This is a genomic window from Paenibacillus sp. FSL R5-0912 (assembly GCF_000758605.1).
GTDB lineage: Bacteria > Bacillota > Bacilli > Paenibacillales > Paenibacillaceae > Paenibacillus_AQ.
In genome coordinates, this window is sequence record NZ_CP009282.1 from 3,870,774 (window position 1) to 3,884,393 (window position 13,620).

Annotated in this window: 10 protein-coding genes; 8 read left to right on the forward strand and 2 right to left on the reverse strand. The window is 50.7% G+C overall.

Annotation, left to right across the window (positions count from 1 at the left end; all coding sequences use genetic code 11):
* The first annotated feature begins 6 nt into the window (after nucleotides 1–6).
* The 4 genes from R50912_RS16420 to R50912_RS16435 all read left to right on the forward strand — a co-directional run bounded on the left by R50912_RS16420 (nucleotide 7) and on the right by R50912_RS16435 (nucleotide 7,960).
* Nucleotides 7–1,689 carry a type 2 periplasmic-binding domain-containing protein gene (locus tag R50912_RS16420; protein ID WP_042236408.1) on the forward strand — a complete coding sequence of 561 codons (1,683 nt, stop codon included), beginning with the start codon at nucleotides 7–9 and terminating at the stop codon, nucleotides 1,687–1,689.
* A 63-nt stretch (nucleotides 1,690–1,752) separates the two neighbouring features.
* Nucleotides 1,753–3,528 (forward strand): cache domain-containing sensor histidine kinase, encoded by a 1,776-nt coding sequence (locus R50912_RS16425; RefSeq protein ID WP_042242531.1) that lies wholly within the window; start codon nucleotides 1,753–1,755, stop codon nucleotides 3,526–3,528.
* A gap of 11 nt (nucleotides 3,529–3,539) precedes the next feature.
* Nucleotides 3,540–5,144: a response regulator gene (locus R50912_RS16430; protein ID WP_231637666.1), complete on the forward strand. Its 1,605-nt coding sequence runs from the start codon at nucleotides 3,540–3,542 to the stop codon at nucleotides 5,142–5,144.
* A 2-nt stretch (nucleotides 5,145–5,146) separates the two neighbouring features.
* Nucleotides 5,147–7,960, forward strand: coding sequence for a DUF8487 domain-containing protein (locus tag R50912_RS16435; RefSeq protein ID WP_231637667.1), 2,814 nt, complete (start codon nucleotides 5,147–5,149; stop codon nucleotides 7,958–7,960).
* A gap of 87 nt (nucleotides 7,961–8,047) precedes the next feature.
* Here R50912_RS16435 and R50912_RS16440 read toward each other — a convergent pair whose 3' ends face one another.
* A complete protein-coding gene (locus R50912_RS16440) occupies nucleotides 8,048–8,932 on the reverse strand; it encodes a LysR family transcriptional regulator (RefSeq protein WP_042236410.1) in 885 nt (294 codons plus the stop codon).
* A gap of 158 nt (nucleotides 8,933–9,090) precedes the next feature.
* Between R50912_RS16440 and R50912_RS16445 the strand changes: the two genes are divergently transcribed.
* The 4 genes from R50912_RS16445 (at nucleotide 9,091) to R50912_RS16460 (ending at nucleotide 12,619) form a co-directional block, all read left to right on the forward strand.
* Nucleotides 9,091–9,885 carry an SDR family oxidoreductase gene (locus R50912_RS16445; RefSeq protein WP_042236411.1) on the forward strand — a complete coding sequence of 265 codons (795 nt, stop codon included), beginning with the start codon at nucleotides 9,091–9,093 and terminating at the stop codon, nucleotides 9,883–9,885.
* A gap of 249 nt (nucleotides 9,886–10,134) precedes the next feature.
* The gene (locus R50912_RS16450; RefSeq protein WP_042236412.1) at nucleotides 10,135–10,842 is read left to right on the forward strand and encodes a response regulator transcription factor; all 708 of its coding nucleotides are present in this window, start codon (nucleotides 10,135–10,137) and stop codon (nucleotides 10,840–10,842) included.
* Complete coding sequence (locus tag R50912_RS16455; RefSeq protein WP_042236414.1) at nucleotides 10,820–12,241, forward strand: sensor histidine kinase; 1,422 nt, start codon at nucleotides 10,820–10,822, stop codon at nucleotides 12,239–12,241. Before R50912_RS16450 ends, R50912_RS16455 begins: the two co-directional genes overlap by 23 nt.
* 24 nt (nucleotides 12,242–12,265) lie before the next feature.
* Nucleotides 12,266–12,619: an Asp23/Gls24 family envelope stress response protein gene (locus R50912_RS16460; RefSeq protein ID WP_039291716.1), complete on the forward strand. Its 354-nt coding sequence runs from the start codon at nucleotides 12,266–12,268 to the stop codon at nucleotides 12,617–12,619.
* Here R50912_RS16460 and R50912_RS16465 read toward each other — a convergent pair.
* Nucleotides 12,614–13,480: a MurR/RpiR family transcriptional regulator gene (locus tag R50912_RS16465; RefSeq protein WP_042236415.1), complete on the reverse strand. Its 867-nt coding sequence runs from the start codon at nucleotides 13,478–13,480 to the stop codon at nucleotides 12,614–12,616. The genes R50912_RS16460 and R50912_RS16465 overlap by 6 nt on opposite strands.
* Nucleotides 13,481–13,620: the final 140 nt, after the last annotated feature.

Below are 13,620 nucleotides of genomic sequence, written 5' to 3' on the forward strand. Positions count from 1 at the left end.
TATTTAATGAAGATCAAGAGATCAGGACTAACGGTCCTGGCAGCCGCAGTCTTACTGACAACCATTACGGCATGTTCCGGAAACAGCAAGGATACACCTAACAATGCTGCTTCAGGCAACGAAACCGCAGGCAATACGCCAGCGAGCGGTTCAACCTCCTTCAATCTCTGGCTGGGCTGGACCGCAACTCTTAACAACGACAGCCTGGTTCAGAAGTATTGGCGTGAGCAGGAGCCGAAAGTGGATGTTAAGCTTGAGACTACACAAGGCGATGCAATGACAGCGCTTAATCTCAAAATCAATACCGGCGGGTTCGAGGATGCTGCCATCTTCAGCCGGAATGAAACGGTGAAAAGTGCGATGCAGCGGTCCAAACAGCTGATGCCGCTTGAGCAGTATTTCGACATGCCCGACAAATATCCGGGACTGGCCTCCATCCCTAAGCAGTATCTGGACCTGATGAAGGATGATGAAGGACATATCTGGTCCATTCCGACCTGGTTTGACCAGAACCCTGAAGAGCCGTGGCCGGGTTGGGCTTCACAGGCTTGGATTGTGAGAAGTGATGTCCTGGAGAAGACAGGGATGACCAAAGAGGATCTGTCTACGCTTGCCGGGGTTGAGACCTTCCTTAAAAAAGCTGCCGAGCAGAAGGACGCTTCGGGCAAACCGCTGATTCCGCTGTCCTTCCTGATGGATACCAGCGATTCCATAGGCTGGAGTGACGAGAACGCCATTCTGACCGCCTTCGGTGTGAGCACCGCAGGTAAGGGGGTCGACAAACGCGGCGATGAATTTGTATTCGCTTACGATGATCCTAACTACAAAGCCGCCTATCAGTGGATGAATAAGATGTATCAGGAGAAGCTGATTGATCCTGAGGTAGTAACCAGCAAGAAGGAGCAGTACGGGGAGAAAAATAAGTCAGGCCGTGTTGCCATGAATGCAGGCAGCTTCTGGAACATTCCTTCCTCCGCTTGGGAGACGCTGGACGGACCAACCGAACCGGGCTGGTTCTATGAAACGATCCCATTCCCTAAAGTGGATGGTGTAGAGAAGCTGGGTATTAATCAGGTTACTAATCCGAATCCGGGTTATGATGTGTATATCAGTGAAAAAACTAAAAACCTGGATGCCATTCTGAAATTCTTCGATTATACGCTGCAGCCTAAACCGGAAATGCAGCAGATTATCAATGAAGGACCGGCGGGTCTGTATTGGGACTGGAGCGATCAGCCGCTGGGCAAATGGAAATTTATCGACGAAACATACGAAACAGGCCGTAATTCAGGAGATGCTGCACAAAAGGCAAAGGTTACACCTGAGCTCTACATGGCTTCCTCATACAGTAACGCATGGTACCCTTGGTGGAACACGGAGGATGGCGGTAAAGCCGGAGCCGCTAAGACAATAGAGTTCACCGAAGCCATTGGTAAAATGGGTACTATACGCGTAGCTGAGCCTTACGATCTGTTCCCGATGAAGGAAGGCGGCTCATGGGAGAAATACGCCCCGGAAATCGAGAATATCCGCAAGGAATACCGTGCCAAGCTGCTGATGTCCAAGGATGCGGACCAGTTCGAGAGCAACTGGAAGGACTTCCAGGCAGCGTTGGAGAAACGCGGACACTGGAGTGAAGTCAGACAGGAATGGCTGGATACCTACAAGGAAGAAGTACCAGCCCAATAAGATATTAAGTACGGAGCACCTCTCGTTAAGAGGGGGCTCCCTTTGCACTTCATGGGGGGACATATGATTAAACAACATATAGAGAAATGGATCATCCGTATGACCCGTTCCATGAATCTGAGGAGCAAGATCGTCTTATTCTATAGTCTGATTGTATTCATCCCTACCGTAATGCTCGCGGCAGGCGCGGGTTATATGATGCTGCATACGGTACGGGCAAATTACTTGCTTACCATCCGCGAGGCGGTGCGGCAAAGTGCGCAGAGCATCGAGTTCCGCAAGCAGAGCTATGATCTTCTGGCCACCAGGACAGCTACGGACGGGGAGCTGATCTCCAGGCTGTCCAGGGATTACGGAAATATCGAAGAGCAGCTGGCGACCGTAAATTATGTGGACCGTTCGTTCCTGCTTACGAGCAAATACCTGCCGGGCATTGAGAACTTCCGGATCTATCATACCAACGACACCCTTGTGCAGGATGGTGGCCTTCTATGGAAGCCGGAGGACCGGCTGCTCTCCGGCGTACGTGAGAAGGACTGGTATACGCAGATGCTGAATACCCCGGACAATCTGGTATGGAGGAATGCCGCCGATGACAAAACAAAGCTGGTGGTGTCCCACAAGATTCTGAATGCGTACGGCGATGTCTACGGAATAGTCTATCTGCTGCTGGACTATAACGGTGTGTTCATGGAATCCTTCGACCATCCCTTTGACGGGGCCGGGCAAATGTATATCGTAGACGACAACCGGCAGATTATTGCCTCCTCCGAGCCTGCGAAGATAGGCAGCCGCCTGGATTCCTCCTCCTTAGGGCAGTATTGGAACGGTTCTGAGCCGTCCACGGTCACCCGGAACGGAATGATGCTGATCACAGAAGAGATTAAGTCCGGCTGGACCGTTGCTGCGCTTGTACATCTCGACCGGCTCGAAGAGCAGTCTACGCGTATTATGTACTATATTGCAATAGGCATTGCCTTCTTCCTGCTGATATCCATTTTTCTGATCATGATTGTCCTCAAAAATGTCATCTGGCGGATACGCAAGCTGGGGATCCGGATGACCGATATCTCGGAAGGGTATTTCGAAGCGACCGTCAGGAACCGTGACAATGATGAACTCGGTGAGCTTGAGGTACTGTTCAACTCCATGTCCGGCCGTTTGAGAAAGCTGGTAGAGGAGCATACAGAGGCCATGCTCAAGGAACGTGAGCAATCGTTCCGGGCGCTGCAGGCACAGATCAACCCTCATTTCATTTATAATTCCCTTAGCCTGATCCGTTGGCGGGCTATGGATCAGCAGGATGATATCCAAATCCGGACGATAGATGCCTTGACCACCTTCTACCGGCTTGCGCTCAACAACCGGGTTAATGTGACCCTAATCCGTGATGAAATTGAGCATCTGAAGGCGTATATTGAAATCCAGCAGCTGCGATATCCCGGTCAGGTGTCGGTGGAATGGCAGGTGGAGCCTGAGGTATTGGATCTTTACAGCATTAAGCTGATCCTCCAGCCCACGGTAGAGAATTGTTATCTGCACGGCTGGATTCCGACCAGGGCGCATGCTTTTATACAGATCACGATCAGGAGGGTTGGGAATCGAATTCAGTTCCAGATTTTTGATAATGGCCAGGGGATCAGCCGGGAGAAGCTGGAACAGATTCGTTCCGGCAGCTACAGGGGAACCCGAAACGGATTCGGCATGAACAATATCCGGGAGCGCCTGGCGCTGTATTTCGGTCCGGAGGGCCGTTTTGAAATTGACAGCACAGAAGACGAATGGACCAAGGTAACCATATCTATCCCTGTCTGCACGGATAGTCCTGAGATTAAATAGGGGGTGCTTTTATGCGGGCAATAATTGTTGACGATGAACCTATGCAGATTCAGGGGCTTGTCCGGCATATCAGCTGGAAGGCCCTGGGATACGAGGAGCCGCTAACCGCGCAGTCTGGTGAGGAGGCACTGGCGATCCTGCGGGAAACTCCGGTAGATGTACTGATTACGGATGTCTCCATGCCCGGTATGACCGGAATTGAGCTATTGGCCATATGCAAAGCGGATTATCCGGCACTGCAGTCTATGCAGACAGTGATGATAAGCGGATATGACGAATTTGAATTTGTGCAGGAAGCTATACATCTGGGGGCTAAAGCCTACGTTCTGAAGCCTGTCCGGACAGAAGAGCTGGAGTTGAAGCTTGCGGCGTTCAGGGAAGTGTATGAGAAGAAAAAACAGATCGAACAGGAAACCGCCTTGCTTAAGGAGAAGGTTACAGAGAGCTATGAGGTATTGCAGGAGCGGTTCGTCAAGGATATGATCGAAGGCTGGATTCATAATGAAGAACTGCTTGAATCCTGGCGGCGGCTGCTGGAACTGCCGGATGGGGAATGGCAGACTTCGTTATTCCTCTTCGGCTATGACCGTCTGTTCCGGGACAATCCGCATGATGCCAAGGAGCGGATTATGCATAGCGAAGGGCTCTTGAATTGTGTGAAGCTTGGGCTTGCGGGATTCTCTACTGTTTATATCGGCAAGACTGGGGCGGATGAGCTGGCGGTCATTGTACTGAATGCAACACCCTTGGTCCGGGCAAGACTTGAGAAGCAGCTCACGTTCATCCAAGATATTCTAAAGGAGCAGTACACTGCTTCCGTTACAGTCGGAATCAGCAGGGAGTGCCATACCTGGACGGAAATACCGCTGCTGTACAAGGAAGTAAGGCATATGATGTCCGGTGCCAGACTGGCCGGGTACGGGCAAATTCTATATTTTGACCAGAGCCTGATGAACGAATATCAGGACTTCCGGCTACGTGAGGAATATATTCCGGAGATCGTGAAGCTGCTGGACAGCGGAGAGGGCGAGAAGGCAGCTGTGTATTTCAATCATGCATTCGAAAGGCTGCTAGCGCGTGAGCCCGTATCCTTTTCTTATGTGCAGGCTTTCGGTATGGGCTTGCTCAGTGAGCTGGCGCGTAAGACGAAGCGGCTTCAAGAGACGGATACGGAGATGAATATTCTCATGTGGCAGCGGTTGATCGACTGCACCGGAGTGAATGAAGTCAGGAAGGTATTACTGGAATATTTGGCGCAATATGCTAAGCTTAGTCAGGGAGAACAAGTCGCCCAGCAGCATAACCTGATCCAGCGGGTTGCCCGCCAGCTGGAGGAACGTCTCCAGGAGAATATAACAGTGAAGCAGCTAGCCGAGCAGTTTCACCTGAATCACAGTTATTTAAGTGTTCTGTTCAAGAAAGAAATGGGCCGGACGATTTCTGATTTCACGCAGGAAGCAAGAATGAACAAGGCCAAGGAGCTGCTCCGGGACCCGAATGTTAAGGTCTATGAGGTTGCAGAGCAGGTGGGATTCCAGACCGCGGCTTATTTCACCTTCCTGTTCAAGAAAACTACCGGTACCACACCGCAGGAGTTCAGAGATTACCATTACTAGGAGTGAGGATTTTGCAGACAAAGATCAGCCTCGAAGGCGAATGGAAGTTGCAGTTAGACGTGAGTAAGCAGGGACTCGTATTACCTTACACAGATGTAATCACACTGCCGGGAACAACCTCCCATGCACGCAAAGGACCGAAGAATGAGGAGTTTCTGGTAAGCGCTCTTACGGATGAATATTTGTTCGAAGGACCCGTCTGGTACTCCAGGGAGATTAACATTCCAGAGGAGCTGGCCGGCAAGAGCAGTTATCTATATTTGGAACGTACACGGCTTACAACGCTGTGGGTGGACGGGCAGGAGATTGGCAGCCGTGACAGTCTGAACACTGCCCATGTATATAAGCTGCCGCAGCTGCAGCCGGGTACGCATACGATCACGGTCCGGGTAGACAACACGGGTTACCCGACCAAAGGCGGACATCTGACTTCGCCGGATACCCAGACGAACTGGAACGGAATTACCGGTCGTATGGAGCTGCAATTCTACGGAGAGTCACAGCTTAGCGGCATCCGCTTGGATTCAGAACTGGCTGCACGTTCCATCCGCATCGCAGCAACTCTGGAGAGTAAGAGCGAAACTACACTTGTAGTATCTGCCAAGAGCTTCAATAGTGAGGATTCACACACGGTAGAAGAGCAGGAGTACATAGTAGCTCCGGGGAAATTCTCTGTAGATTACGCTCTCGGTCATGAGGCGCTGCTATGGAGTGAATCCGCTCCCAATCTGTATAACATCCTCCTGGTTCTGAAGGATGGCAAAGGCAATGTCATTGACAGGCAGGAGGTTATCTTCGGACTGAAGGAATTCCGGGCAGAAGGGGACAAGTTCACGATTAACGGGGAGAAGACCTTCCTCCGCGGCAAACATGACGGCCTGATCTTCCCGCTGACCGGCTATGCTCCTACAAATGTTGAAGAATGGGTCAGAATTCTTGGGATTGCCAAGTCTTACGGGATCAATCATTACCGTTTCCATACCTGCTGTCCGCCGGAGGCTGCTTTTACCGCTGCAGATATGCTTGGGATCTACATGCAGCCGGAGCTTCCGTTCTGGGGTACGGTTACGGTAGAAACGGACGAAGGGCATAATCAGGCAGAGCAGGATTACCTGATCAGTGAAGGCTATGCCATTCTAAGGGAGTTTGGCAATCATCCATCCTTTGTGATGATGTCTCTCGGCAACGAGCTGTGGGGCAGCAAAGAGAAGATTGATTCCTTCCTGAAGGACTACAAAGCGTTCGATGACCGCCCTTTATACACCCAAGGCTCCAATAACCACCAATGGGTACCGGAGATTCTGGAGCATGACGACTTCTTCAGCGGGGTGCGTTTTACCCGGGACCGCTTGTTCAGAGGCTCTTATGCAATGTGCGATGCTCCGCTGGGCCATGTCCAGACGGCTGTGCCAGGCACGATGAAGGATTATGACGACCAGATCGTTCCTCCGGACTTCCTGAATGGAGGAGGACAGGCTGCTGCTGCCGGCGGCGAGATCCAGATCCAGTATGGCACCGAAGCCAAAACGGTGCAGGCTGGCGGAGAATCCGGCGAATGGATTCCGCAGGTTCCGGTGGTCTCGCATGAGATCGGACAATACGCTACGTTCCCTAATTTCGAAGAAATCGCGAAATACACAGGTTCGCTCAAAGCTGAGAACTTTGTAATTTTCCGTGAACGGCTGGAGAGCAAGGGGCTGGGTCATCTGGCATCGAAATACTTTGAAGCCTCCGGCCAGCTTGCGGTAGCCTGTTATAAGGAAGAGCTTGAGGCCGCCTTCCGCTCGCGGCGGCTGGCCGGCTTCCAGCTGCTGGATCTGCAGGATTTCAGCGGTCAGGGAACTGCGCTGGTTGGCGTGCTTGATGCCTTCATGGATTCCAAAGGATTGGTTAGTGCCGAGGAATGGCGTACATTCTGCAATGATGCGGTGCTGATGGCACGATTTCCTAAGTATAATTATACCTCGGGCGAATTGTTCACTGCCCATGTGGAGCTTAGCTGCTTCCGTAGCGGTATGCCGGATTCCGCTCAGCTGCTATGGCAGCTTGCAGCAGAAGATAGCGTAATAGCCGAAGGATCAACCTTAGCGGCCATTCCGGCCGGAAGCCATTATATCGACATTTGCGGTTTGGCGGTAACTCTTCCTGCCGTAGACCGGATGAATAAGATCGTATTATCCCTTTCCATCCAGGGAACGGATATCCGCAAGAGCTACGACCTGTGGGTATACCCTGAGCAGAGCAGCAACCCGCTTGAGCACATTCACGTATTCACGGAGCTGTCCGAAGAGGCGCTTACAATGCTGGAGAAGGGTGGAAATGTGCTGCTGATGCCAGAGCCGGACTCTCTCCAGAATGCTGTAGAAGGATATTACTGCACAGATTTCTGGTGTTATCCGATGTTCCGTTCGATATCGGAGAGCATGAACCGGCCTGTACCTGTCGGTACAATGGGTCTGCTGATTGATAACAGCCACCCGGTACTTCGTGAGTTCCCGGGTGAGGAGCATTCGACCTATCCATGGTGGAGCATTGTGGAGAATTCGAAATCGCTGATCATGGATGATGCGGACCGCAGTTGGAATCCCGTTGTGCAGACCATTGATAATTTCGAACGTAATCATAAGCTTAGCTTCCTTACGGAGTGCCGTGTAGGCAACGGTAATCTGCTGGTATGTGCACTGGATGCAGGGAAGGTGAGCGAGACCCCTGAAGGCAGACAGTTCTTGACCAGCGTGGCAAATTATATGAAATCTGCTGAATTCAAACCGCAATATGAGGCAACTGTTGCCGAGCTTCAGGCGCTGATTCAATAGCAGGAACGAAATAATAACACAAAGGAGCGATTCTCCATTCCGGGAGAGTCGCTCCTTTGTGTCTTTTTCAAGATTATAAGCCCTCATCTATTCAGACTTCAGTCGAACCTGCTGAATATAATCCAGAAACCGTCTGGAGGCAGGAGACAGGTAACGGTCATGACGCCATTTCAAGCCGACCTCCCATTCCCAGCCCTCTTCCTCAATCGGAATCCAGACCAGGCCGTCCAGCATTAAGCCCAGCGTCTGCGGCAGTACAGAGACTCCAAGCCCGGCTTTGATGAAGCCGGCTACCGTAATCAGGTCCTCTGCTTCATAAGTCGAGGCCAGCTCGAAATGGGTGTTTTTGAATAGCGAGCTAATCGTAGCTTTGAGTCCACAGTTCGTTTTCAAGCCGACAAAGGGTTCACCGGACAGCTCAAACAAACTCAGACTGGAGCGTGAAGCAAACCGGTGCTGAGTGGAGACCACAATAAAGATCGGCATTCGCCGGATAATCATCCATTCGTCATCGTTCATTGTGGTTTCTCTGGAAGTGATCAGCATATCCGAAGTGCCAGTCTCCAGAGCTTCATCGATATCCCCATGATTTCCCTGATACAAATTAAACCGTACCTTGGGGTTGTCCGCCTGATAATCCCTGATCAGTGAAGGCACCAGGTCAACACCGAGAATATTCAGATACGAAATGTGGATGACACCGCTCTCCGCATTCGACCATTCTCCGATTTCACGTATACCGTTGCCGATATTGTTCATCGCTTCTTCTACCCATTTGCTGAACATAACACCATACCTATTCAACTGGACATTGCGTCCTTTCCGCTCAAACAGAGGAACGCCCAGCTCACTCTCCAGCTTGGAGATAGCATGACTCAGCGCGGGCTGGGTAATTCTAAGCGCCTTGGATGCGGAGGTCATATGCTCAAGCCGAGCCACGGTCAGGAAATATTCTAATTGGGTAAGCTCCATTTCAGACGGGTCTCCTCATTACATTAATATTAATAATAGATTTAATGAAAATAATAAATTAGACGCATAACTTAATCAAGCTTAAAATTATTATAGACCTTGAAGGACTGCACCCGGCAGCTTGAACGAGGAATCACTAATGAAATGAGGCTGCAACAATGACTATAACTTATGCAAACCCGCTGACAGAATACGAGGGCAAAAAAATACTGGTGACAGGTGGCACCAAGGGTATGGGGGAGGCCATCGTTAACCGGTTTAAAGCAGCCGGTGCTGAAGTGATGACTACTGCCCGCACACTCCCGTCTGGATTGGCGGATGCTGACTTGTTCGTACAAGCAGATCTGTCTGCCAAAGAAGGCGTGGAGAAAGTGATTGCTGCGGTTAAGGAACGTTTCGGCAGCATCGATATCGTAGTGAATAACATCGGAGGCAGCTCTACACCTCCCGGCGGGTTTCTTGCGGCAAGCGACGAGCACTGGATGGATGCGCTGAATCTCAACCTGCTTGCGTCGGTCCGGCTGGACCGGGGCCTGATCCCCTTAATGCTGGAACAGGGAAAAGGTGTGATTATTCATATCTCTTCAATTCAAAGAGTGCTGCCGCTGGTCGAATCCACTATTCCTTATGCAGCCGCTAAGGCAGCGCTAAGCAATTACAGTAAAAGCCTCTCCAAAGAATTCTCTCCACAAGGTATCCGTGTAAACCGTGTTGCCCCTGGATTCATTCAAACGACAGCGGCAGATGCCATGATGGAGAATATCGCCAAGGTTACGGGCAGTGCTGAAAGCGCGCTGCAGTCTGTAATGGATGCGCTGGGCGGGATTCCGCTGGGCCGTCCCGGCTTCCCCGAGGAAGTAGGCGAGCTGGTAGCTTTCCTGGCCTCCGACCGAGCAGCATCCATTACAGGTGCTGAATATGTGATAGACGGAGGAACCGTGCCTACGGTATAAGCATCAGACGTACTTTCACTTTCACTGGCAAGCAGGAGCAAATCTGCGCTAAAAGATAAAGAACAGACCGGGAAGCGGCTTAATGGCTGCTCCAGGCTGTTCTTTTTGTCTTATTCGGGATATCATTTCTTAAGAAAAGCAGCATTAATCTTTAGCTATTCTTTAGATTTGGTTTAGACTGGATTAAGAATGGCAGGCTATAGTTACAGTTAGCGCAGCTTGCACAACTAGATAGAGGGGGATTTCACCATGTATACCATTCTCATAGCTGATGATGAATCGGAGATTGTAGAGCTTCTGCAGCTGTATCTGGAGAAGGAATACAACATTCTGCAAGCACAGAACGGAATCGAGGCGCTGAAGCAGATGCAGAATAACAAGATAGATCTGGCTATTCTCGATATTATGATGCCGGGGATGGACGGGCTGCAGCTGCTGAAGCGGATTCGTGAGCATGAGCATTTCCCGGTGCTGTTCCTGTCAGCCAAGAGCCAGCATCATGATAAAATCTTAGGTCTTGAGCTGGGAGCAGACGATTATATCTCGAAGCCCTTCAATCCGCTGGAGATCGTTGCCCGTGTCGGGGCTCTGCTGCGGCGGGTGCATCAGTTCGATGCCAAGGCTATAGAAGAAGAACAGACGAAAGAACAGATTGTGCTCGGACGGTTAACGCTTGACCGGAGCAGCTGTCAGGTTGAGGTATCCGGCGAACCGGTAGCGCTGACTTCTACCGAATACAAAATCCTCGAACTGCTGATGGAGCAGCCGGGCCGGGTATTTACGCGCAAGAAGATTTATGAGGCCGTCTGGGAAGACTTCTATGTCTATGAGGACAACAGCATTATGGTGCATATCAGCAATATCCGCGATAAGATCGAGCGTGATTCCAAGAAACCGGAATACCTGAAGACGATCAGGGGATTGGGGTACAAAATTGAAGCACCCGTGGAAAAGTAGAGATAACCGCCCGCTGCAAACGTCGCTGACGATCGACTTTCTGCTGTTCAACTGTATGCTGGTGATGCTTGTACTGGTGGTCTATCTGTTCATCCAGAAGGATATCACCCACGTCATCATGGAGAAACTGATCCCCGATCCGGATCTGTCGGTCGAAGCCGGAGATTACCGTAACGAGCTGGGCCAGGGACCGGAGAGCGACCGGTTGCTGCAAAGCGGAGGGTGGCTGGAGCTGCTCGATTCGGGCAAGCAGGTTATCCGCGTTATTGGAGATAAGCAGGATCAGACTATGGGCTATGATGAGAACAGTCTGTTCCAGGGGCTGGAGAACCGCAGCGATCAGCCCTATTACTACTCCATTTCTCAAGTGGATAGTGACAGCGGAGTGGCCTGGCTGCTGCTCAAGATTCCCCGCCATGTGGTCAGCGTATCCATTAACAACGAAATGCTGATGGCCTATCTGAACCATTCGGTGTTCTTTTATGTGTTTGTGGTCAGCGGTCTGATTCTAATGCTGATTTTTGTATATAGCTACTGGGTCTCCAGAAGGATCAAGAAGCCGCTGCGGGTTCTAAATCTGGGGATGAACCGTATGATGGAAGGGCACTACAATACACGGATTGCCCTCTATGCGGAGACGGAATTTCTGCGGATTGGCAATAGCTTCAACTATATGGCGGATGTCATTGAGCGGACTACGGAGGAGAAGCGGCAGGCCGAGAAGAGCAAGCAGCGGCTGATGGTCGATCTGTCACATGATCTGAAGACACCGATTACCAGTATTCAGGGTTATGCACAGGCGCTGATCGAAGGACGGGTTACGGACCCTGAACGGCAGACCAAATACCTGAATTATATTTATACCAAATCCGTACAGGTGACGAAGCTGATTCAGCATATGCTGGACCTGCTCAAGCTGGAATCACCGGACTTCATTCTTCGCGTGGAGCGGCTGGAGCTGGGGGATCAGCTGCGGGAGATTATCGCCGATACCTACGGTGAAATTGAGCAAAAAGAGTTCGAGCTGCAGCTGCAGGTGCCTGAAGAACAGGTGTATGCCCATTATGATCCGGAGCTGTTCGCAAGCGTGATCAACAATCTGATCTCCAATGCGCTTGCCTATAATCCTGAAGGGACACGCATCCGTGTGACGGTTATTCCGGAGGATACAGATGTCCGGATCGAGATTGCTGATAATGGAGTGGGCATTCCCAAGGAGCTCTGGTCCACGATCTTTGATCCGTTTGTACGGGGAGATGAAGCCCGGACGACAGCAAGCGGGGGGACAGGTCTAGGGTTATCCATAGCCAAGAAGAACGTTGAGAAGATGGGCGGTTCTCTGATCCTGGAGAGCCGGGAAGGGGAGCCGACGGTGTTCATGATCCGGATTCCCAGATAAATAACTATACGAGGAGGAATAATAATGAAGCAGGATACGTTCAAGGGGCTCGTGGAGATTTCTGACCGGGTGATTTCAAGTATAATCCGCTATGCAGTTACCGAAACACCGGGCATTGCCGGAATGTCCGGCAACCCGGTCAGCGGGAATCTGGCCCGGCGCCTAAGCGGTAAGATTGGCACCAATGGATTATCAGTGGATGTTACGGATGAAGCCGTGGCGATTCAGCTGGATATCATTATTAACTACGGATACAAGATTCCTGAGGTATGCCAGATTCTTAAAGATAACGTCCATCAGGCCGTTGAGCATATGCTGGGTCTGTCTCCGCCAATCGTGAATATTAAGGTTGATAAGCTCGCTTTTCCCAACTTATAGCTCTGTTTTCACGTCATCGGTGTAGAAATCCTTCACGACCTGCCGGGCAGCCAGTTTATTCTTCGAGTAGTTAATTCTATAGATGCAGGAATAGATGACATTTAGGACATATTCAAAGGCAATCTGCGAGGAAAAGGTGCCGATCTTGGCATGCTTCACTTCATCCTCAGGCACTTGGATACACAGTGTGCTGAGCTTGGCCAATTCCGTACCATGAGCAGCGGTGATGGTGATAAAGGGAATGCTGTTGCGCGTGAAGTACTTTGCCGCCTGCAAATTATTTGCCGATAACCCGTGATAGGTTAAGAAAATGGCACAGTCCTGCTGCGTAAGATTAACCGTATGATATTCCCACTCCGACAGCTCCGTCGCAATCACGGCGTATTTATTGATTTTGATTAATTTATTCTGGAAGCTCTTCGCCCGGATCTCGGAATCGCCCAGCGCATAGATGAAGATCTTGCCGGACCGGTCAAGAATTTCTGCGGCCTTAGCAAGCTGGGCGTCCTCCAGGAAGGCAAAATTCTTCTCAATGGTTGCCTTCATTACTTCCGCAATTTCTTTGGCTACCTGGATGGGAGTTTCACCATGCTCAAACGGATAGTTGACATCCACATTAGAAATGCTATGGACATCCATCTGGAACTCCCGGGCCAGCTTTAGAATGAATTCCTTATAGCCCGCAAGTCCGAGTTTATGCGTCAGGCGGTTAATCGCCGAATGCGAGGTATAGGTAGATTTGGCGAGCTCCTGTATGGACATCGGCAGTATACTTTCCTTATGGGTCAGGATATGCGCAGCAATGCTTCGTTCGTTGGGGGTAAAATGGTTCATTTCCTTTAATTGCAGCAGCAGCTTCATGACTAAGGCTCACCTCAAGAATTGAATTTCTAAGCTATAACAGGCCCGGCTCTGAACATAATGTTCAAGGATTTATACCGGTAATTACATATGAACGGATAATTGTACCGTTATGCCTGCTAAGTCTTCACGGCGGGTCT